The sequence below is a fragment of the Myceligenerans halotolerans genome (assembly GCF_054782975.1).
Genome location: NZ_BAAGRL010000045.1, coordinates 126,728 through 146,913, shown reverse-complemented (window position 1 = coordinate 146,913; position 20,186 = coordinate 126,728). Strand labels below are relative to the sequence as shown.

Sequence of the window (20,186 nt, the reverse complement as noted above, 5' to 3'; positions counted from 1 at the left end):
CTCACGACGGCAGGAGCCACCTGGCGGGCGCGGGGATGCAGAATCGTGCGACAGATGCACGGCAATCCCGATTATCTTACGCCTCACGGCGTCTCCTGCCGAATGCGACGACGGCAGCGGGTTTGCACGCTCCCCCGGAGCGGCACACGATGCGCACATGGACGAGCTGAACCGGGCGATCGTCGAGCGCCTGCTGCGCGACGGGCGCGCCACGTACCAGGAGGTCGGGAACGCGGTGGGGCTGTCGGCCCCGGCGGTGAAGCGGCGGGTCGACCTCATGCTCGCGCGCGGGGAGATCGCCGGCTTCACCGTGCACGTCACACCCGCGGCGATGGGCTGGACCCTGGAGGGCTACGTCGAGATCTTCTGCGACGGGATCGTCGCCCCGGCCGTGCTGCGACGCGACCTGTCGCCGATCCCGGAGGTGGTCCGGGTCGCCACGGTGACCGGCGACGCCGACGCCATGGTGCACGTCGTCGCCGCCGACATGGCCGGCATCGAGCGCACCGTGGAACGGATCCGGGCCGCCGCGCACGTCGTCAAGACCCGCACCTCGATCGTGATGTCGCGCGTGGTGGACCGACCCGAGGCGTGATCCGCCGCGGCATGAACGGCCGCGCGGCCGGACGATCAACAACGCCCGCCGCACGATCAACCACCGCGCCCGGCCCCCGCCGAGGCTGGGGACATGTCAGCACAGAGCACCACCCCGGCCGGCGCACCCGCACGAACCTCCCCGCCGGGTGCCCCGACCAGCGCCCCACCCACCGTCCCGCCCCGCGCGACCTGGACGCCGGTGATCGCACTCGCCTCCGGCATCGCGATCCTCGTCGCCAGCGAGTTCCTGCCCGCCAGTGTCCTGCCCGCGCTGGCTGCCGACATCGGCGTCAGCGAGGGCACCGCGGGACTGGCCGTGGCCGCGACGGCGATCGCCGGGGCGTTCACGGCGCCGAGCATCGCGGTGCTGCTCCCCCGGACCGACCGGCGCACCGTGCTCCTCGGCCTGCTCGCCGCCGCGGCGCTGTCGAACCTGGCGGTCGCCGTCGCACCCAGCTTCGCCGTGCTGCTGGTCGGCCGGCTCCTGCTCGGCGTCGCCATCGCCGGATACTGGTCGTTCGCCTTCAGCGCCGGCACGCACGCCGTCCCCGGGAGGGACCGCGTGGTGTCGTCGGCCATCTCGTTCGGCGTCAGCATCGCGACGGTGCTCGGCGTCCCGCTCGGGTCGCTCGTGGGCGACGCCGTCGGCTGGCGGACGGCGTTCGGGGGCGCGGCCGCACTCTGCGCGCTCAGCGCCGTCGCGCTCGCGGCGACCTTCCCCGCCGTCCCGGCCCACCCGACGGCGGGCCTGCGGATGCTGCGCGAGGCACTGCGCAACCGGCGGCTGATGGCCGGCATCGGCTGCGTGGTCCTCGTCGCGTTCGGCAACTTCGCCGCCTACCCGTACATCCGCATCGCGATCGAGCGGGTCGAGCCGGGTGCCGCGACGTGGATGCTGCTGGCGTGGGGCGCGGGCGCCGTCGCGGGGACCGTCGTCGCCGGGATGCTCGCGCGCCGGCTGCGGCCGCTGGCCGCGGTCGCGCCGATCGGTCTCGGCGCCGCGCTGGTGCTCACGGCGACCGCGGGTTCCGTGCCGGTGCTGGCGGTCGCGGTGGTCCTGTGGGGCTTCACGTTCAACATGGTCCCGGTGATCGTCCAGCTCTGGGGTGCGCGGGTCGAGCCCGAGCGAACGGAGTCGGCCATGGCGCTCACCGTCACGGCGTTCCAGGTGGCGATCACCGTCGGCGCCACGCTGGGCGGGACGCTACTGGACCGGTACGGCGTCGGGCCGCTGCTCGTGGTCGGGGCGGGAGCCGCGGTGGCGGCGGGGATCGGCTGGGCGCTGCTGCGGATACCCCGCGGCTGACGGCCCCGGTCCGGCGTCGGGTGCGGCACGCCACGTGAGCGGCGGGACGCCGTGGTCCGCGGCGAACGCCCGGCTGAACGCGGCCAGGGAGCCGTACCCCACCTCGAACGCGACCCGCGTCACCGGCAGGCACTGCTGGGTGAGCAGCGTGCGGGCCCGGTTCATCCGCACCTCGCGCAGCATCCGCATCGGGCTGTGCCCGGTCGCGCGGCGGAAGCGCTCGGTCAGCGAGGAACGCGACAGGTGCACCAGGCCCGCCATCCGGTCGAGAGTCCACCGCGCGCCCGGCTCGGCGGCGAGGGCGGCGACCACCTCGGCGACCTGCGCGTCATCGGCCGGAGCGCCGGTCTCCGCGCCCGGGCCGGCAGGCCCGTCGGGTCCGTCGGCCCGGCCGCCGAGCCCTTCGGCCGAGTGCCACACCGACGAGATCGCCGCACCGATGAGGCTCGCGTAGGCCGCCGCGAACAGGTCGGCTTTGCACTGCACCGTGAGCGGGCAAGTCGTCACGAGCGCGACGATGCCGCCATGCTCCTCGCCGAAACCGCGCAGAACCAGCGGTCCCGGCAGCGGCATGGCCGGGACGGTCCGCCGCAGGTCCCCGTGCACGAGGTCGGTCTCGACGTCGGCCGTGAGGCGGTGCGCCGTGCGGGCGTCGACCAGCAGCGCGTCGCCGGGCAGCACCGTCCGCCGGTCGTTCGCCGTCTCGAGCGTCACTGCGCCGGACACGACCAGGGCCCAGAGCGCTCCGGGCCGGTCCAGGACCGCCTCCGCGGGCAGCCGCTCGCGCCGCAGCGCCGTCATCTCCCAGTCCACATGAACCGGAGCCACGAAGAGGCGCGAGCTATTCCCCGACGGCGCAGGCAACCCAAGGCAGCTACGTGGCAGCCGTCGAGCCAGGAGGTTCCTTACGCCCGGAGGGCCATTCCCGTAATCAACCTCATGACGCACAAGAGCCGGCCACATTCTGATGTGAATCGGTTCGGGGATCTCCTCGATCAGCTCCCTCCCCGGACACCCTCAACCGCGGGAATCCGGGGTATTGCAGCGAACGGCGTTCGAAGCTAGCGTCACGGATCGAGCCGCGCGAGTCGAACCGGTTCACATCCGCTCTGCCCATTCTCGACGAGGAGATGCCATGCGAAGAATCCTGTCCCGAGCCTGCGCGCTCGCCCTGGTGGTGGGCGCCTCCCTGACCCCCGCGCTGCCGGCGTCGGCCGCGGGCAACACGCTCACCGTGGACGTCGGCGACGTCGTCCGGCCCGTCACGCACGTCGCGGCGGGCGGCCTGTACGGCGTCGGCTCGGACTCGAAGCCGACCACCGACCAGCTGCTGCCGCTCAGCCCGATCAGCTTCACGCAGCCCCCGCCCGGCACCACGCACCTGGGCAACGGAGCCACCGAGCCGTGCTGCGACGCCCTCGACGTGGCCGGCAACATCACCCGCGCCGGCGCGCAGCAGTTCATCCGGATGCCGGACATCTACCCGTCGTTCCCCTACCAGTGGCAGGGCTGGGCGGACTGGGAGGACAAGGTCCGCACGATGGTCCAGGACCGCCTGGACGCCACGTGGGCGACGAACATCCAGGGCTGGGAGATCTGGAACGAACCGGACTGGACCTGGGACACCGCGGCGGGTAGCTGGCACGACGGCTGGACCCGCACCCACCGGCTCATCCGGACCATGGACACGGTGACACCGATCGTCGGCCCCGGCGACTCCCACTACAGCCACGACCGGATGCTGTCGTTCCTGACGCACGCGCGGGACACGAACACGCTTCCGGACGTGATCGTCTGGCACGAGCTGGGTGACATGGACTGGAACTCGTTCGACGACCACGTCGCCGACTACCGGGCGATCGAGAACCAGCTCGGTATCAGCCCGCGCCCGATCGCGATCAACGAGTACAACTCGTACAACCAGATGGACATCCCCAGCGTCGCCGTGCACTGGATGTCGGTCTTCGAGCGGTACGGCGCGCGGGAGGCGCACCGCGCCTACTGGTTCGAGGCGGGCACCTTCGACGGGCTGTTCACTCTCGAGGGCGAGCCCACGGCGTCGTACTGGGCCTACCGCTGGTACGGCGCAATGGCCGGCAACGTCGTGCGGACCACGCCGCAGAGCTGGCTCGACGGCGTCGCGTCCTACGACTCGAGCCGCCAGATCGTCAACGTGGTCCTCGGCGGCGACAGCGGCGACAACGCGGTACGGGTCGACGGCCTGTCGTCGTTCGGTTCCTCGGTCGACGTGACCGTCCGGTCCGTGCCGGGCTCCGGCCGCCACACCCACGTCCCGTCCCCGACCGTCATGTCCGCCTCCACGATGCCCGTCTCCGGCGGCAGCGTCACCGTTCCCGTCAACGGCATGACCGCCGAGGGCGCCTACCAGGTGGAGATCACCCCGGCGGGCGGGCCGACGTCGTCCTGGCAGCAGACCTACGAGGCGGAGAACGCGTCGGTGGTCAACGCGCAGACCCGCTCGTCGGCGGGCGCTTCCAACGGTTACTACGTCGGCGGCATCGACGGCTCGGCCGACATGCGCTCGGACAGCTTCGTCGACTTCGCGGTCGACGTGCCGACCGCCCGCAGCTACACGATGACGATCCGCTACGCGAACGGTACCGGTGCGACGTCGACCCACGGGCTCGCGTACAACGGCGGCGCCTGGTCCACCGTCTCCTACCCGCCGACGGCGGGATGGGCGCAGTTCGCAGAGGTCGACGTCACCGTCGATCTCGACGCCGGGTACAACATGATCCGCCTCGCCAAGGGCTCCCCCTACTTCGAGGGCGGCACCGGCTACGCGGAGCTGGACAGCATCAGACTCTCCTGACGCTCGGCTGCCGCGAGGTCGGTCCGATGTCGCGAGGTCGGTCCTTCGAGCGACCGATTTCACGACATCGGACCGACCGTGCGACAACCGGCCGACCACGCGTCGCACCGCAGGACCGACCCGACCCGGACCCTCGTGGAGTGGACCGGCGCCCAGCCTGCTCAGCGCAGGTCGAGCCGCATGAGGACGCGCGGGAAGCCGGCCAGCACCGACGTGGTGTCCGCCGCGTGCTCGAATCCCGCGGCCTCGAACGCCCTGCGGGTGCCCACATAGGCCATGGTCAGGTCGACCTTCTCACCGCGGTTGTCGACCGGGTACGCCTCCACGGCCGGCGCGCCCTGGTCGCGTGCGTGGTCGACCGCCCCGGCGATCAACGCGTGGGACAGTCCGCGCCCCCGGTGGCCGGGGCGGACCCGGATGCACCAGAGCGACCACACCGGCAGGTCGTCGAGGTGCGGGATCTTCCGGCTCCGCGCGAACGACGTCGCCGCCCGGGGCGCGACGGCGGCCCAGCCGGCCGGCTCGCCATCGTCGTAGGCGAGGACGCCGAGCGGCCCGTCGCGCATCAGCTCGGCGACGCACTCGCCCCGGGCCGGACCACGCAACTGCGCGTTCAGCGCCGACCCGATCCGGTAGCTCAGGCACCAGCACACGCTGGCGTCCGGGCGTTTCGGGCCGACGAGCGTCCGGACGTCCTCGAACACGGTGGCCGGGCGCACCTCGACACTCACGATTCCACTGTGCCATCCCTCACCCATGGCAGGATCCGCCCCGGCCGCGCCGGGGCGGATCCCACCGGGAGGGTGGTGGACGATCTATCGGTTGAGCGAGTAGGAGTTCACGCGGAAGTCACGGCCGCCCGAGGACGAGGTGATCTCCCAGCCGAACTGGATCTGGTCGATCCGGACCCGCGGCATGTAGCCCCCGCTGACCAGCCACTGACAGTGGGCGGTGATGTTCACCCACGCGTTGGTGCTCTGGGCTTCGGCGAGGAAGCTGTAGACGTGGTTACCGCCGTTGTGGCCCTGGTAGTACCGCCATCGGCGCCCCCCGAGGTCGACGGTGGCACGGTAGTTGCCGATCGGGCCGACGTTGGACGTCCACTGCGTCCAGATCATGATCTCGTGGTCGTGACCGTTGCCCCACACGTCGTAGGCGGTGTTGTAGGCCAGTCCGGAGCCGGAGGGGACGGCGACGTCGGCGGAGCTGTTGACGTCGCCCATGCCCCACACGTCGCGTCCGAGGGTGTAGGACACGTTCGGGTAGGACTTGATGCCGCCGGTGTTCGGGTGGTCGGCCCACACGCCCCAGTTGCTGTGGGAGTTGGCCCAGATCGTCTGTGACCCGTGGCCGTCGCCCCAGATGTTGTTGTAGAGGGTGTACTCGCCGGTGCGCCACGAGCCCCAGCGGTCGGAGGACCACCAGGTGGCCGCCTGGGCGGCGGTCTGGGTGGCGAGCGCGGCTCCGGCTCCGGCGACGGGGGCCGCGAGAGCGGCCAGGAGAAGTGATCGTCGTTTCATGTGGTTCTGCCTTTCCATTCCGGATAGCGGTGTCGTCGTAGGCATCGTTCTGCGAACCGGTGGGCCGCAGATCTCCGGGATCTGGCGATGAACAAATGACGTGCGACGGTGGTCGCGGATCAGAGCGTAGACCTCACGACGTGCGGAATGGAATGGTCGGCCACGGAGCGCATTTCGCGGTTCATCGGAAAAGGACGGCGTGCGGCAGCACGCCGTCCTTTTCCGGCAGGAATTCGCCACGCACAGCCCGGAGAGCTCGTCGGGGCGCGCCCATGTGAAACGTGTCACTCCCTGTACTTTCCTGCACTACCGGACTATATGCGCGGGACCCTCGTCAGGCTCCGCGCCGGGATCGCCGTGGCGGCCTATCCCGCTGCGGACGCGAGTTCCGCCTGGAATGCCGCGACGCCTCCCCCGCGCTTCAGCACCTCTTCGTCAAACGTTGTCGTAGCCGCCGTGATCGCGTTCAGGTGGGCAATGGGAACGGCCGCCCCGTGAGCCATGGAGGAAACGATCGCGTCCTCCTTGAAGGACGCGATCGCCATCTTCTGGTACTCGGTGAACTCGTTCTCGTCGATGTCCGCGCGGGCCGGGAGCCCAGGACGGTCTTGAAGTCCTCGAGCGCCGCGGTCACCTCGGGGCTGTTCCAGTCCGTACTGCCGTCCCAGAGGCCGGTGTACGCCTCGGCGCCGAGGCTGCCGAGCAGCACGGTCTCGAAGAGGTGGACCTGTGTCCACGTGGTGCCGAGCGCCAGCGGTGCCTCCATGCCGGCTTTCCTCAGCTTCTCCAGGTCCGCGATGAAGGCGTCGACGCTGTCGTACCGGCCCGAGGCTTCGATATCGTTTTCTCGAAGCACCGAATCGCCCGAGGGTAGCGGACGGCCGGAACGGTCTGTCAACGACTCGACACGCCGGAACTGCTCGCACGCGACTGAGCGGCAACTACGAGCCCGCAGGAGATCCGACGCTCGCGCACCTGCGCGCGAACCCCCCCGGCGCGACGCCGACAACGCGCGTGAAGTCGCCGGTGAAGTGCGCCTGGTCGTAGTAGCCGACGGCCGCCGCGAGCCCCGCCAGGTCCCGCGCCGGGTCCCGTCCCAGCAGCTCGGCGGCGAGGTGCACCCGGTGCCGCCGCAGCACCCACTTGGGGCTGACTCCGACCCAGTCGGCGAACAGGCGCTGCAGCGTGCGCGGCGTGGTGCCCAGCCCGGCTGCGAGCGCCACGACGGTGGCGCCCGGCGCGGCGTCGGCGATCGCGGCGAAGGCCTCGCGGAGCGCGGCCAGCGCGGCGGTGGAGCGCGGCGTCCGGGTGCGGTCGGCGGCGGCGCGGAGCAGTGGGGTGATCGTCCGGGTGGCGGCCTCCGCCCTGCCGGACGACGCCTGGCCGAGCGCCTCGCGGACGGTGCGGGCCGCCGTCGGGCCGGGATTCCCGACCGGTTCGACGGCGCCACGCCGGCCGGCGTCCGCGAGCCCGAGGAGTGCGCGGTAGCCGCCGGGGTGCAACTTGGTGCCGACCACGCTGCCGGTGCCGGTGAGCGTGCGCAGGAAGAGTCCGGCGGGCATCGCGTGGGCGAGGAGGCCGGCGTCCTCGGCGACGACGTTGCCGACGGGGTGCGGCACGACCGTCTGCGTGAAGGTCTCTCCGGGTGGCAGGTCCCAGGTGATCACCCAGTGCCGGTCGATCAGGTCGGCGAGGTCCGGGGCCGGCGGGACCCGGACCAGCGTGTAACGGTCGCGGGCGCGTACGGGGTCCACGATGCCGAGCGTGGGCCCGGAGCCGAGAACGCCTCCCGGGCGCGATCCGCCTTCGAACACCTGTCGCATTCTTCCAAGCCTCGCACATGCGGGCCGCGCGAGCATCGACGACATGAGGAACTCAGCCCTGCACCCCAACATCTCCGTGTCCGACGCCCGCGCGGCCATCGCCTTCTACGAGGCGGCCCTCGGCGCCGAGACGCTCGACGTCGTCACCGCCGGCGACGCGGTGATCCACTCCGACCTGGTCCTGCGGTCCGCCGCGGGCGAGTCCACGTTCACCGTCGCCGCCGCGTTCCCGCCCGACTCCGTCGCACCGGAGCCCGGCGCGCCGACGCACGCGAGCTTCACCGTGCCGGTCACGGACACCGACGCCGCCTACGCGCGGGCGATCGGCGCCGGGGCGACCAGCCTCACCGAGCCGGCCGACTGGTTCGAGGGATTCCGGCAGGCCGCCGTGCGCTGCCCGTTCGGCCACCGCTGGTACTTCGTCACGGTGGACGACGCCGTGACCGCCGCCGACATCCAGCGCGCGAGCGACGCATGGGTCGCGGAGCAGGCGGGCTAAGCAGCGTAGGACTCGGCGAGGTCGGCCACCTCGTGGGCGTACGACATCGAGCGGTTGTAGGTCACCAGCGCCGCCGTCCACCCGTCGTCGGTCGTGACGTCGCCACCGCTCCGGCACAGGTACCGGGCGGCGGTCAGGACCGCGTCGTCGATCTGATGCGGATCCGCCTCGCCGTCGAGGTTCCCGTCCTGGGCGTAGCTCTCCCAGGTGGTCGGGATGAACTGCATCGGGCCGACGGCGCGGTCCCACTCCGGGTCGCCGTCGAGCTCGCCGCCGTCAGTGTCACGGATCTCCATGACCCCCTCGCTGCCGTCCAGCGGTATGCCGATGATCGGCGGGCTCACCGTCCCGTCGTCGTCGGTGCGGGCCCCGCCGTAGCTGCCGTGCACCGACTCGACGGCGCCGATACCTGCCAGCGTGTTCCATCCCAGCCCGCACTGCGGCTCGGTCCGAGCCAGCCGGAGGGACGCGCCGGCGTAGGCGGCCAGCGCGCGCGGCGGGATCTCCGTACTCTCGGAGACCTCCCGGAGCCAGGCCGGCCGGGCCAGCTCGGCGATAGGTACCTGGTCGACGACGGACTCGTCCACCGCGGACTCGGGCACCTGCTGGTGCGGTGCTGGTGGAAAGCCGCGCTCCGGCGGCCACGTCTCTGCGCTCGGGCTGCAGCCGGCCAGAAGCAGCGCGGTCGCGAGGACAGCGGCCTGAGTCGGTGCTCGCACAGTGATGATGCGTCTCCATGGTCGGGGGAACCAGTCGATCCGCGCGACGCCGCTGCCGGCGCCGCCGTCCTGCGGTCGAGGTTATGGCCGACGACGGCCGATCCGGCAGGCCACGACAACACCTCCCACAGATGTGCGCGGTTTCCGGGCACGAGAGTCACCCTCTACCGACGACGTTCCAGCACGTCCGCGCAGTCCGCACAGCGCCCGAAGACCTCCAGCACGTACCGCACCACGGCGAACGTCTCGGTCCGCTGCGCCGCCGTGAGGTGGCCCAGCATGTGCGCGCAGACGAAACCGGCGACCTCACCCGGCAACTCCTCGAGGGCCCGGGGCACGGCGCCGGCCATGACGCTCACCTGCTCGCCCAGCGCGCCGTCGTCGGCGATGCGCGCGAGCAGGACCGACCGCATCGTCCGCGACGGTTCGACGGCGATGATCCGCGCCCGCGTGCATGCCGCGAGAGTGCGCGTACCGACACCGGATCCCGCGCCGAGGTCGAGAAGCGTCGCGTCCGGCCCGAGATCGCCGAAGGCGGCTTCGAGCACCGGGCGCAACTGGACGGCGTCGGGGCGCGCCGCGAATTGTCCGACCCTCACGTGAGGGAAGGTTGGGCGCCCGCTTCGGAGAGCCTCCTCGGCACCTCCATGGCAGCATTCTGCGGCGAGGAATCCCGTGCGGGCTCTCGGCAGAATCTTCCGCCACGGTAGAGTGGCGGTCGACGTGATCCATCCGGGGAGGCAAGTTGGGAAACGTGGCTCGAGTCCAGGTCGCGGACCTCGTCGCCGATGCGTTCGGACCATCCGGGGCTCACCGGTCCGAGATCCTCGCGGCCGCGGTGAAGGGCGGAGGGCCGCCCGAGTTGCTCGTGGAGCTGGAGCGCCTTCCGGACCGGAGATTCGCGACGATGCGCGACCTGTGGGACCACCTGCCGGACACCCCCGTCGAGCCCGAGACATGAGGCGCCGATGAGTGCGCGGTTCGAGGAACTCGACTGGCAGGCCACACCCCTCGGCGAGCTGACGTTGCGCCGCCGGCGGGACCCTGTCACCGGCAAGGACGTGCACGAGATCAAGCTGAACGACGAGTTCCTCATGTCCAGCATGTTCACCGCCGCAGAGGTGGAGCTGGGACGGCTCGCGCTGGCCGAGCGGGCCGTCCCGGTCGCGGATGTCGTGGTGGGCGGGCTGGGCCTCGGCTACACGGCCCGGGCCGTCCTGGACGACCCGGCCGTTCGTCGCCTGGTGGTCGTCGACGCGCTGCCGACGGTGATCGACTGGCACGAACGCGGCCTGATCCCGCTCGGCAAGGAACTGACGGCGGATCCGAGATGCTCGTTCGTGGCCGGCGACTTCTTCGAGATGGTGCGGTCGGGAGCCAGGTTCGAACCGCACCCGGACACCTCGGCGCCGGATCGGTCGTGGCACGCGATCGTGGTCGACGTCGACCATTCGCCCCGCCATCACCTGCACCCGAGCCATGCCGACCTGTACGGGCCCGAAGGTCTGCGCCGGCTGGCCGGGCGACTGCACCCCGGCGGCGTGTTCGCGCTGTGGTCGAACGACCCCCCGGACGAGGAGTTCACCGCCACGCTCGAACAGGTCTTCGCGACGGCACGGTGCGAGGTCATCCGGTTCGACAACCCGCTCCAGCAGCGCGATTCCACCAACACCGTGTACCTCGCCACGACGCCTGCATAGCAGGCTCAGCCGATACCTCCTCCCGGGCAACTCTGACGTCGCGTGAGGGTGTCGTTCGCCTGCCGACACGCCCTGGACACCGCGCCCTCCTCGCGGTATGGGCCAGGACGGGCCGCCGGGATCGATGCGCAGCGATTCGACTCTTCCGTAACGTCAGGGTAGAGTTCGGTGGCGCCGGGTTCCTGCGGCCTCGTACGGACGCGATACCACCCGGCTCCCCCTCACCAGATGTTTCACGCAATGCCGCGTGCCCCCAGACCTGTCCCTGGGGCCGCGTCCTCCAGGCAGCGTGGTCCCCCGAATCATGCGGAGAACTGCGTGTCGAACGAGACCCTGACCGACCTGCCCGATCCTGCCCCTCGTCCCACCCCGTCGACGGGCGCTCCGGAGGTGGACGGGAGCCTGCGTGGCACGCTGGCCGCCCTGCGTTCCCCGCGGGTGCTGCGGACCGAGGTGCTGGCCGGGCTGGTCGTCGCACTGGCACTGATTCCGGAGGCGATCGCGTTCTCGATCATCGCCGGGGTGGATCCGCGGATCGGGTTGTTCGCGTCGTTCACGATGGCGGTCACGATCGCGTTCGTGGGCGGACGCCCCGCCATGATCTCCGCCGCGACCGGCGCGATCGCGCTGGTCATCGCACCGGTCGCACGGGACCACGGCATCGACTACTTCATCGCCACCGTCATCCTGGCCGGGGTCATCCAGGTCGTGTTCGGCGTGCTGGGGGTGGCCAAGCTGATGCGGTTCATCCCGCGTTCGGTCATGGTCGGCTTCGTCAACGCCCTGGCGATCCTGATCTTCCTGTCCCAGGTACCCCACCTGGCCGGCGTGCCCTGGGCCGTCTACCCGCTGGTCGCCGCCGGCATCGCGATCATGGTGCTCTTCCCCCGGCTCACCAAGATCGTGCCCGCACCCCTGGTCTCCATCGTGCTGCTGACCGTCGTGGTCATCGCCGCCGGCATCGCCGTGCCGACCGTGGGCGACGAGGGCGCGCTGCCCGAGTCCCTGCCCGCCCTCTTCTTCCCCGACGTGCCGCTCACGTTCGAGACCCTGCGCATCATCGCCCCCTACGCCGTGGCGATGGCGCTGGTCGGCATCCTGGAATCCCTGCTGACCGCGAAGCTGGTCGACGACGTCACCGACACCCACTCGAACAAGACCCGCGAGGCCTGGGGCCAGGGCGTGGCGAACGTCGTGACCGGATTCTTCGGCGGCATGGGCGGCTGCGCCATGATCGGCCAGACCATGATCAACGTGAAGGCCTCCGGCGCCCGCACCCGCATCTCCACCTTCCTGGCCGGCGTGTTCCTGCTCATCCTGGTCGTGGGCCTGGGCGACGTCGTCGCCATCATCCCCATGGCCGCCCTGGTCGCGGTCATGATCATGGTCTCGGTCGGCACCTTCGACTGGCACTCCATCCAGCCCGGCACCCTGCGCCGCATGCCCAAGTCCGAGACCGCCGTCATGCTCGTCACCGTCGTGGTCACCGTCGCCACGCACAACCTCGCCTACGGCGTCATCGCCGGCGTCCTGGTCGCCATGGTCATGTTCGCCCGCCGCGTCGCCCACTTCACCACCGTCACCCGGCTGGACGCCTCCGACGCCGACGACCAGCGCGTCTACGCCGTCCAGGGCGAACTGTTCTTCGCCTCCTCCAACGACCTCGTCTACCAGTTCGACTACACCGGCGACCCGCGAAACATCGTCATCGACCTGACCGAGGCCCACGTCTGGGACGCCTCCAGCGTCGCCGCCCTGGACGCCGTACGCACCAAGTACGAACGCAAGGGCAAGAACGTCACCATCATCGGCATGAACACCGACACCACCACCCGCTACGACCGCCTCTCCGGACGGCTCGGCGCCGCGCACTGACCGGACGAGCAGTTCGGACCGGCAGCAGCAGTGGAATCAGTGGCCACGGCGTAGGTCGTGGGTCCCCGGGCCGGGGAATCGCTCGCCGAGGTCACCCTCGCGATCCGCAAGGGCCTGACCGCCACCGACCTCGCCGGGACCACTCACCCGTACCCCACCTACGGCAACGGCGTGTGGAACGCCACGATCGCCGTCGTCCGGGACCGGCTGGCCGCGCCGGGCGGTGACGATCTGCCGATCCCGCGAGCCGCGGCCCGGGCCATCCGGTCCTGTCATATGCGGGACCGGCCGTCGCACGCTTGGATCCGAAAACATGATCCGATACGCGCGCTCCCTCGCGGCCGCCGCCACGCTCGGCGTGGCCGCGCTCCTCGTCGCCCCGGCCACCACCGCCGAGAGCTGCCGCTACCAGAACTTCACTCTGGAGGAGGCCGCCAAGCTCGCCGGAGAGTTCGGCCTGGCCGTCTGCAAGGGCATCCTGCGCACCACCCGGATCCCGGCGAGGGCCCCGCGCCCGTGAACGAGCCCGTGCCGGAGGCCGGCCGGGTGACCTCCGGTACGGTGAGCCGCCCGACGGCGGACTCGATCCCGTGGGCGGTGTCACGCACCGGCCACCGTGATCGTGGCACTACCATCAGTCACCATGCGGCAGCTCGGGGCCCACCTCGTCCGAAACGGTGACCGCTACGCTCTTGCCGCCTACCTCGTCTCGACAGTGGCGTTTCTCCAGATCACGACGCTCGTCTCGCACCGGGCCTGGGCGCAGGCCGCCATCGGCGCCTACGTCGTGGCGCTCGTCGTCTCGCTCATCCCCCGCGCGAGGCCTGCCGCAGGCTGGATCGCCGCACTCGGATCGGTGGCCGTCCCGCTCGTGATCCTGGCCGCCCGCGACGTCGCGCAACCCGAGGTACACGTCCTGTCCGACGGGGCGCGATCCCTGCTGGCGACCGGTACGCCCTACCACTCGTCGCCCGGGACCCTGGACGACTACCGGCCCTACCTGCCGCTCCTGTTCGCCTTCGGGCTCCCGCGGGCCCTCGGCCTCGACTCGCCGCTCGGCGACCCGCGCCTCTGGATCGCCGCCGCCTTCGTGGCGAGCGTGCTGGTGGGCGCCAGGCCGACCGGTCCGCAAGATCTTCCGGATCGCAGCAGGTCTCTCCTCCCCTTGTTCCTCGCGATGCCGCTCCTGGCCATGACGCTCGCGGTCAGCGCCATCGACCTGCCGATGACCGCCGCCGCGACGCTCGCGGTGCTCGCCGTCAGCCGGCGGAACTGGGCACTCGCGGCCCTCGCCTCCGGCGCGGCGACGGCGATGAAGCCCACCATGGGACTGCTCGTGGTCCTGCTGGCCGTGGAGTTGCTCCGTACCCACGGCGTCGGGCGTTCCCTGCGGTACCTGCTGCCGGCCGCGCTGACCGCGGGCCTGCTCGTGGTGCCGGTCCTGGTTGCGGATCCGGAGGCGCTGTGGGCCAGTGTCGTGTCCTTCCCCGCGGGGCTCGAGGACGTGGAGTCGCCCGCGCAGTCCCCCTTTCCCGGGGTGCTCCTGGCGGCCGCGGGCGGGCAGGAGCTCGCGTTCGCGCTGATGTCGGCCGGGGCCCTGGCCTGGGTGGTCCATGCCTGGCGACGGCCGACGACGGACTACACCGCGCTGGCCTACCGCGTCGCCGGAGCGTTCACGACGGTGTACCTCCTGGCTCCGGCGAGCCGGGCCGGCTACCTCGTCCTTCCGCTCACCCTGCTCTTCGTCGGCTGGGCGCGGCGCCCGGCGAGCACGCCGCACATCACCAGCCGAGCCACTGGTTCCGGCGCTTCTTCCCGGCGTCCGCGAAGGCCCTGACGATCGTGTGGCCGAGCAGGTACTCGGCGATCCGCAGCAGGACACCGCCGAGAGTCCTCGCGACGCCGCGCGCCCTGGTCCAGATGTTCCTCGCCGCGTCGACGAGCCGGTCGAACCTGCCGTCCCGGGACGCCATGAGCCGGAGGACGAGCCATGCGGCGACGACGCCGTACGCCGTCGCCGGCCGCCACCCCTGGTCGATCACCAGGAGAAACATCGCGACGCCCGTGCCTGCGACGGCAGGCCAGCCGAGCAGCGACGGATACCGCGACGCCTCGTGGTGCGAGAGGTACCACGCACGAACGAGCATCGCGACGGCCACGAGTGCCGCGCACCCGGCGCGCACCCACGACGGGTAGTTCACCACGATCGCGAGCAGGAGAGCACACACGGAGACGACCGAGGCCGCCTCCCACGGCGCGACGAGAGCGCGCGTGTCCCAGCTGGTGACCTTCTCCCTCCACCGCGACTCCTCCAGGTCGAAGACCCGCACGCCCGCCGGCCGGTTGCCGCGCAGTCTGGTCGCCACCCAGTACAGGTGCGGTTTGGCCAGGATCCCGGCGTGCAGGGCCGGCGAGTCCGCGTGCCGCGCGCCCTGGAGCTCGACCATCCAGCCCGCCGCCACCTGCGCGGACGCGACGGCCCACACCGCCGCGATCAGCCCGGCCCCGAACGGGGACCAGAGCATGTCCGGCGCCGTGACGTAGAGGGCGAACGCCACCCGTAGCCCATAGCCGCTGCCCACGACCACGAAGAGGAACCAGCCCGCGGCCCGTGTCGACCGCCGCCCGAGCTCGGTGGCCACCCGCGCGCCGACGTCGGCCGGGTCCGCGTCCGTCGCGATGGCTCGCAACTTCTCGCGCCAGCGCTCACGCGGGATCTCGTAGGCCAGGAAGACCGCGCCGAGGGCACCGGTGAACCACGTGATCGCCTCCCCGGACATGCCGAGCTGACGCGCGACGACGACGAAGGCCAGGACGCGCAGGGCTGCGACGAGCAGCCCTGCGAGCTGCTGGAACGGCGTCATCGGACGCGCTTCGTCGTTCCGGATGTTCCCCGGGAGCGGGAGCACGCCCGGGTCCTCGCGGAGCCCGTTGAGCAGGTACCGGGTCTGGTACAGGATCAGCTCGTACGCCAGGACGAGCCCGAGGGCAGTCGGCCACGCCCCGCCGGACCAGTACCCGAGGACGACGACGAGCGCCGCGACGACCACCGCGTCCTGCCCCTTGAAGATCGAGAGGATCCGGGGCGCAAGGGCGAACCGGAGGAACAGGGGCCACGAGAGTACCGGCGCATAGGGTTTCTGCTTCGCGAGGTCCCGCCGGGCCACGGCCTCGATGAGCTTGTCGAACGTCGCGTGGGACGCCCCGCGGCTGAACGAGACGACGATGAGCAGCAGGAGGAGGCTGTAGAAGGCCACCCCGGCGATCCGCTGGGCCTCATCACGGACCTGCCACAGCACGAACACGATCGAACCCGTACTGACCGTGAAGATCGTGGCGGCCAGCCCGAGATACAGGAACCTGAGGGGCGCCAGCGAGTTCGTCTCCGCGCCGTACAAGGCCCCGTTGAGCCGGCCGAGCGCGGGGAACCGAAGTTTCCGGCTCCGCCTGCCGTCCCGCAGGGCGCCGGGATTGCCGGCTGTCAGGCTGCGCTCCAGGGCCCTGAGGTACTTGCCCACCACGCGGCCGTTGAAGAACACGTACGAGTAGACCAGCAGCACCAGGATCGGCATGATCGGTAGCGCCAGGAAGTGCACGTCCTGGAGACACCTCTCGGTCTCGCCGTTCTCCCCGACGATCGTGTCGGCTCCCCGCTCGCAGTGCAGCGGAAGCTCGAGGACGAACCCGATGAGGATGGGCGTGGCGGCCGCGGCGATGGTGACGGCCACGTTCACGAGCGTGGACTCGAGGCTGTAGAGCGAACCCAGGTGCTCGATCCAGCTCGCACGATCCTTGTCGCCGGGCAGCGCGAGCTGGTACTCGGGCTTGCCGGCGGCCGGCTGCTCCCCCTCAGCCATCGGTCGCCGCCGTCCGGAAGAACGGGGCGAGGAGCCGGTCGGCCAGCCGGGTGCGCCATGGCCGCGCGCTCGCCTCCAGCGGCACCACCCGGATGAAACGAGCCCCGAGGCGACGGGCCAGCAGCCCGTCGGTCAGCAGCTGGTCACCGATCACCGCCGTCGGCCGCGGCGAACCGGACAGGCGCGACGCGGGGGTCCACGGCTTGCCCGCGCGAGCGACGACCGGGATGCCCCACAACGTCGCGGGAGCCTCCCGGCGGTTCGTCACGATCACGGCGTCGACCAGCAGCGCGATACGCAGCACCAACGGCGTCGGCGTGTGCTCACCGACCACCGCACCCGTCGGGACGAGCGTCGCGTCCAGGTCGACCACCGGCCGCAGGCCGGCGGCAGCACAGAGCGCGAGTGCCGCTCCCACATCATCGACACGGGTGATCTCCGTGCGCGACGTCCACGGTTCCGCCATATGGCACGTCTCTCCTGGTCACAGGCAACGTCCCGGGAACCTTATCCACCCTCGCACTCCAAGGCCAGCAAATCGCCAGGATTGTCCGACGCCACCGAGGCGGGCGAGTACGAGGTGCTCGCCGATGCCGCGTCCGTCCAGGCGAAGACCAGCCTCAGCTCTCCCCCGCCTCAGGCTCGGACGGCGGCGACAGCCTGGTCGAACAGATCCACGGGGTCAGCGGTGCCGCCCGACTGCCGCGCCGTGGTCCTCTCCGGGGCGCTCGGCGCACGCTCCCGCAACGCCGCAGCCGGTCCGGTCACGGCGAGCCGAGAAACCGCATGACCAAGGCTGGGACGGAAGCTCCGTGAGCAGCGCGTGGCCCACGGTCGCCCGAGGTCAGAAACTCGCATCTGGCCTGGGGCGGAGCCCCTTTGGAGCGGGCGACGGGAATCGAACCCGCGTAATCAGTTTGGAAGACTGAGGCTCTACCATTGAGCTACGCCCGCGCGGGTCCCGACGACGGTATGTGCCATGGTTGGGGCAACCCCTCCGAGCGCACCGTCCGCCGTCGAACCGCGCGCTCACGATAGCAAACCTGGAGCGCCTCGCGCCGCCTCGACCGGAGGCAATCCGTCACCGTGTCGGACCCCCCACCCGCTCGACGAGGGAAGACGGCACGACGGCCTCGCCATCGTGACCAGTGGCACTACACTTGCTCTGGCCCGGTCGCAGCCGGGCGCACGGGGCGTAGCGCAGCTTGGTAGCGCATCGGCTTTGGGAGCCGAGGGTCGCAGGTTCGAATCCTGTCGCCCCGACTCATGGGCCGCGGAAACTCAGGGTTTCCGCGGCCTTTGGAGTCTGAGGGCTTGAACTCCGAGGGCTCTCCGGCGGACGGATAGCGATTCATCCGGACCGTCCCAGGCGGCAGCACCATGACCCCGATCTGAGGACCGCCGGCGGGCAATCGCCGGGCATCCAGACCCCGGAACCGGTTGAGACTCAGGATGGCCGGCGGAGCTCAGCGCCTGGTCTCATACCTGGTCAGGACCACGCCATCGGGAAACGTCCGGGTCTCCACCAGGTTCAGGGTGATCCAGTTGTCCAGGGCCGTGAAGAATGGCGTGCCGCCACCCACCAAGACCGGCACGGTGGCCAGCACGTACTCGTCGATCAGCCCGGCCCGCATGGCCGCCGCGGCAAGTGTGGCACCGCCGATGTCCATGGAGCCGCCGTCCTCGGCCTTGAGCCGGGTGATCTCCGTGACCGCGTCGCCGGTGACCAGGCGGGTGTTCCCATCGACCGTGCTGGTCGTCGAGGAGAACACCACCTTCGGCATGTCCCGCCAGCGGTGGGCGAACTCGATCTCCGCCGGTGTGACGCCAGGCTGCTGGTCGGCGGTCGGCCAGTAGGAGCTCATCGTCTCCCACAGTCTGCGCCCGTACAGCGCCAGGCCCGTCGCACCAACCCGGTCGGACCACCACTGGAACAACTCGTCGCTCGGTACGCTCCAGCCGATGTCGTCGCCCGGCGCGGCGATGTAGCCGTCCAGGCTCACGTTCATGCCAAAGGCCAGTCTCCGCATGGCCTCATCCTCCCGCGAGTCGGCATTCGGTGCACAGACCAGCACGGCGGCCTTGAGCAGCGTCGCGGGGCGACGGGTGTCGTGACAACGGTCGCCTCGGCCCGGCCGCTTCCAGGCCCGTGCTGATGCGCGCCTTCCTCCTGGACCCGCTCGACGCGTGGATCCCAGGAATGAATCACTTCACGCGGCTGGCGCGAGGTCCGAAGCACCTGCTGGCCGATCCGGGCATCGCCGCACGGCTCTTGGGCGCAGATCAGCGCAGCCTCCTGCGCGGGCAGTCCTCAAGGTCTGAGTTGCCGCGAGATGGTTCACTGCTGGGATCCTTGTTCGAACACCTCGTCGCCATGTCGGTCCAGTCCTACGCCCAGGCCGCCCATGCGCGCGTGACGGACATGCGGACACAGGACGGCCGCCACGAGGTCGATCTCATCATCGAACGCGATCGCGCTGCGGCACTGCTCGGTCCATGATCCGGTCCGCTCAGCTCACTGGTCGACGTCGTCCGCTCCGAGCCGGGTGAGAGCGTCGGGAGATTGAGACGCTCAGCGCAGCGTCGGCCCTTCCACCTCCACCGGCCCGGGTGCGATGGGGTGCTCGACCTGCAGGTTGAGGGTGCTGCGCGACGTCGGGATCACGGCGAGCTGGGCCTCGCTGCCGTTGGCGTCGATAGCGCGTACGTGGAGGTGCCCGTCCTTGAGACGGATCGCGAACTGGTCGGTCCCGGCGACGAAGCGCACCTCGCTGTCGTCGTCGATCACCGTGGGGCCCGAGGGCAAAGTCTTTGGCATGAGTACAGGATGCCCGCCGCGGCGAGGGCGCGTCGACGCCCACCGCCTGAGTCGACTCAACCGGCGATCCGATCGTGCCCGAGCCCCACCTCGTACACATCCCGCGGGCGGTCGGAGACCCCATTGCGGTCACGAGCTACCGCCCGGAGACGGTGATCCCAGAGAAGGGTGTCACCATCCTGGGGCGAGGTACAACCAGTACTCCGATGGAGCGACGACATCGACATTGTCCTGCTGAAAGGCACGATCCGCGCCTGCCGCTGCCTCAGTCGTCGAAGTCGAACCCGTCCGCCTCGGCGGCGGCCACGAGGCTCCGCATCCGGTCGCCGTCCGTGGCTACCTTCTCCATCAGTTCGCCCAGCGCCTCCAGCGCGGCCCGGTCCGCGCCATGGGCACAGAACATGTCGCCCTCCGGGTCGTAGTCGAACCCGCCGTCGAGCCTGGGTGCCTCGGTGGACACCAGCCATCGCGCGACGCCCTCCCAGAAGTACCCGTTCGGCTCGTGCCCCAGTTCCTCGACCAGCGCGTCCACCGGCGTCGTCCCCGCGCCCAGGAGCAGCGAGAACTTCCCTGCGGTGGTCTCGATCAGCCTCAGCATCGTCATACGCCGGAACCTAGTGTCCTGCGCCCGAGATTCGT

At 70.9% G+C, this 20,186-nt stretch carries 22 protein-coding genes, 2 tRNA genes and 1 pseudogene; 12 read left to right on the top strand and 13 right to left on the bottom strand.

What is annotated here, in order from left to right:
* Nucleotides 1-157: 157 nt before the first annotated feature.
* Both ACYVK5_RS22410 and ACYVK5_RS22405 read left to right on the top strand, forming a co-directional pair.
* Complete coding sequence (locus ACYVK5_RS22410) at nucleotides 158-595, top strand: Lrp/AsnC family transcriptional regulator (RefSeq protein WP_460708192.1); 438 nt, start codon at nucleotides 158-160, stop codon at nucleotides 593-595.
* 93 nt (nucleotides 596-688) lie between these two features.
* Nucleotides 689-1,903 carry an MFS transporter gene (locus ACYVK5_RS22405; protein WP_460708191.1) on the top strand — a complete coding sequence of 405 codons (1,215 nt, stop codon included), beginning with the start codon at nucleotides 689-691 and terminating at the stop codon, nucleotides 1,901-1,903.
* Here ACYVK5_RS22405 and ACYVK5_RS22400 read toward each other — a convergent pair.
* A complete protein-coding gene (locus ACYVK5_RS22400) occupies nucleotides 1,802-2,731 on the bottom strand; it encodes a helix-turn-helix domain-containing protein (protein WP_460708190.1) in 930 nt (309 codons plus the stop codon). The two genes, ACYVK5_RS22405 and ACYVK5_RS22400, sit on opposite strands and share 102 nt — an antisense overlap.
* A gap of 307 nt (nucleotides 2,732-3,038) precedes the next feature.
* On the opposite strand from ACYVK5_RS22400, the gene ACYVK5_RS22395 reads away from it, so the two are divergent.
* Nucleotides 3,039-4,736 carry a CBM35 domain-containing protein gene (locus tag ACYVK5_RS22395; RefSeq protein ID WP_460708189.1) on the top strand — a complete coding sequence of 566 codons (1,698 nt, stop codon included), beginning with the start codon at nucleotides 3,039-3,041 and terminating at the stop codon, nucleotides 4,734-4,736.
* Between the two features lie 161 nt (nucleotides 4,737-4,897).
* Here ACYVK5_RS22395 and ACYVK5_RS22390 read toward each other — a convergent pair whose 3' ends face one another.
* The 4 genes from ACYVK5_RS22390 to ACYVK5_RS22375 all read right to left on the bottom strand — a co-directional run bounded on the left by ACYVK5_RS22390 (nucleotide 4,898) and on the right by ACYVK5_RS22375 (nucleotide 8,079).
* Nucleotides 4,898-5,467, bottom strand: coding sequence for a GNAT family N-acetyltransferase (locus tag ACYVK5_RS22390; protein ID WP_460708188.1), 570 nt, complete (start codon nucleotides 5,465-5,467; stop codon nucleotides 4,898-4,900).
* Between the two features lie 84 nt (nucleotides 5,468-5,551).
* Nucleotides 5,552-6,256 carry a GH12 family glycosyl hydrolase domain-containing protein gene (locus ACYVK5_RS22385; protein ID WP_460708187.1) on the bottom strand — a complete coding sequence of 235 codons (705 nt, stop codon included), beginning with the start codon at nucleotides 6,254-6,256 and terminating at the stop codon, nucleotides 5,552-5,554.
* Between the two features lie 466 nt (nucleotides 6,257-6,722).
* Complete coding sequence (locus ACYVK5_RS22380) at nucleotides 6,723-7,112, bottom strand: hypothetical protein (protein WP_460708186.1); 390 nt, start codon at nucleotides 7,110-7,112, stop codon at nucleotides 6,723-6,725.
* 85 nt (nucleotides 7,113-7,197) lie between these two features.
* Nucleotides 7,198-8,079, bottom strand: coding sequence for a helix-turn-helix domain-containing protein (locus ACYVK5_RS22375; protein WP_460708185.1), 882 nt, complete (start codon nucleotides 8,077-8,079; stop codon nucleotides 7,198-7,200).
* A 43-nt stretch (nucleotides 8,080-8,122) separates the two neighbouring features.
* Here ACYVK5_RS22375 and ACYVK5_RS22370 point away from each other — a divergent pair, with 43 nt between their 5' ends.
* Entirely contained in the window at nucleotides 8,123-8,578 is a 456-nt protein-coding gene (locus ACYVK5_RS22370; protein ID WP_460708184.1) for a VOC family protein, read from the top strand.
* Here the strand turns inward: ACYVK5_RS22370 and ACYVK5_RS22365 are convergent.
* Nucleotides 8,575-9,297, bottom strand: a complete 723-nt coding sequence (locus ACYVK5_RS22365; RefSeq protein ID WP_460708183.1) for a lytic transglycosylase domain-containing protein — start codon at nucleotides 9,295-9,297, stop codon at nucleotides 8,575-8,577. The two genes, ACYVK5_RS22370 and ACYVK5_RS22365, sit on opposite strands and share 4 nt — an antisense overlap.
* 164 nt (nucleotides 9,298-9,461) lie before the next feature.
* Nucleotides 9,462-9,896 (bottom strand): class I SAM-dependent methyltransferase, encoded by a 435-nt coding sequence (locus tag ACYVK5_RS22360; RefSeq protein ID WP_460708182.1) that lies wholly within the window; start codon nucleotides 9,894-9,896, stop codon nucleotides 9,462-9,464.
* A gap of 155 nt (nucleotides 9,897-10,051) precedes the next feature.
* On the opposite strand from ACYVK5_RS22360, the gene ACYVK5_RS22355 reads away from it, so the two are divergent.
* The 6 genes and pseudogenes from ACYVK5_RS22355 to ACYVK5_RS22330 all read left to right on the top strand — a co-directional run bounded on the left by ACYVK5_RS22355 (nucleotide 10,052) and on the right by ACYVK5_RS22330 (nucleotide 14,709).
* Nucleotides 10,052-10,258: a DUF2795 domain-containing protein gene (locus tag ACYVK5_RS22355; protein ID WP_460708181.1), complete on the top strand. Its 207-nt coding sequence runs from the start codon at nucleotides 10,052-10,054 to the stop codon at nucleotides 10,256-10,258.
* Nucleotides 10,259-10,265: 7 nt separating this feature from the next.
* The gene (locus ACYVK5_RS22350; RefSeq protein ID WP_460708180.1) at nucleotides 10,266-10,997 is read left to right on the top strand and encodes a polyamine aminopropyltransferase; all 732 of its coding nucleotides are present in this window, start codon (nucleotides 10,266-10,268) and stop codon (nucleotides 10,995-10,997) included.
* A gap of 318 nt (nucleotides 10,998-11,315) precedes the next feature.
* Nucleotides 11,316-12,872: a SulP family inorganic anion transporter gene (locus ACYVK5_RS22345; protein WP_460708179.1), complete on the top strand. Its 1,557-nt coding sequence runs from the start codon at nucleotides 11,316-11,318 to the stop codon at nucleotides 12,870-12,872.
* Nucleotides 12,873-12,929: 57 nt separating this feature from the next.
* Nucleotides 12,930-13,040, top strand: a pseudogene (locus ACYVK5_RS22340) (hypothetical protein); the annotation flags it as partial.
* Between the two features lie 145 nt (nucleotides 13,041-13,185).
* Nucleotides 13,186-13,392: a hypothetical protein gene (locus tag ACYVK5_RS22335; RefSeq protein ID WP_460708307.1), complete on the top strand. Its 207-nt coding sequence runs from the start codon at nucleotides 13,186-13,188 to the stop codon at nucleotides 13,390-13,392.
* Nucleotides 13,393-13,515: 123 nt separating this feature from the next.
* A complete protein-coding gene (locus ACYVK5_RS22330) occupies nucleotides 13,516-14,709 on the top strand; it encodes a glycosyltransferase 87 family protein (RefSeq protein WP_460708178.1) in 1,194 nt (397 codons plus the stop codon).
* Here the strand turns inward: ACYVK5_RS22330 and ACYVK5_RS22325 are convergent.
* The 3 genes from ACYVK5_RS22325 to ACYVK5_RS22315 form a co-directional block, all read right to left on the bottom strand.
* Nucleotides 14,654-16,729: a hypothetical protein gene (locus ACYVK5_RS22325; protein ID WP_460708177.1), complete on the bottom strand. Its 2,076-nt coding sequence runs from the start codon at nucleotides 16,727-16,729 to the stop codon at nucleotides 14,654-14,656. The two genes, ACYVK5_RS22330 and ACYVK5_RS22325, sit on opposite strands and share 56 nt — an antisense overlap.
* Nucleotides 16,722-17,195 (bottom strand): hypothetical protein, encoded by a 474-nt coding sequence (locus ACYVK5_RS22320; protein WP_460708176.1) that lies wholly within the window; start codon nucleotides 17,193-17,195, stop codon nucleotides 16,722-16,724. The genes ACYVK5_RS22325 and ACYVK5_RS22320 overlap by 8 nt, the downstream gene beginning before the upstream one ends.
* A 414-nt stretch (nucleotides 17,196-17,609) precedes the next feature.
* Nucleotides 17,610-17,683: transfer RNA gene (locus ACYVK5_RS22315), tRNA-Gly, on the bottom strand.
* A gap of 235 nt (nucleotides 17,684-17,918) precedes the next feature.
* Between ACYVK5_RS22315 and ACYVK5_RS22310 the strand changes: the two genes are divergently transcribed.
* Nucleotides 17,919-17,992, top strand: a tRNA-Pro gene (locus ACYVK5_RS22310).
* 203 nt (nucleotides 17,993-18,195) lie between these two features.
* On the opposite strand, the gene ACYVK5_RS22305 is transcribed toward ACYVK5_RS22310, so the two are convergent.
* Nucleotides 18,196-18,759 (bottom strand): dihydrofolate reductase family protein, encoded by a 564-nt coding sequence (locus ACYVK5_RS22305; protein WP_460708175.1) that lies wholly within the window; start codon nucleotides 18,757-18,759, stop codon nucleotides 18,196-18,198.
* Between the two features lie 125 nt (nucleotides 18,760-18,884).
* Here ACYVK5_RS22305 and ACYVK5_RS22300 point away from each other — a divergent pair, with 125 nt between their 5' ends.
* The gene (locus ACYVK5_RS22300) at nucleotides 18,885-19,229 is read left to right on the top strand and encodes a DUF4143 domain-containing protein (protein ID WP_460708174.1); all 345 of its coding nucleotides are present in this window, start codon (nucleotides 18,885-18,887) and stop codon (nucleotides 19,227-19,229) included.
* 72 nt (nucleotides 19,230-19,301) lie between these two features.
* On the opposite strand, the gene ACYVK5_RS22295 is transcribed toward ACYVK5_RS22300, so the two are convergent.
* Both ACYVK5_RS22295 and ACYVK5_RS22290 read right to left on the bottom strand, forming a co-directional pair.
* Nucleotides 19,302-19,547, bottom strand: a complete 246-nt coding sequence (locus ACYVK5_RS22295) for a hypothetical protein (protein ID WP_460708173.1) — start codon at nucleotides 19,545-19,547, stop codon at nucleotides 19,302-19,304.
* A gap of 265 nt (nucleotides 19,548-19,812) precedes the next feature.
* On the bottom strand, nucleotides 19,813-20,151 hold the full coding sequence (locus ACYVK5_RS22290; RefSeq protein ID WP_460708172.1) for an Imm51 family immunity protein: 339 nt from the start codon (nucleotides 20,149-20,151) through the stop codon (nucleotides 19,813-19,815).
* Nucleotides 20,152-20,186 lie beyond the last annotated feature (35 nt).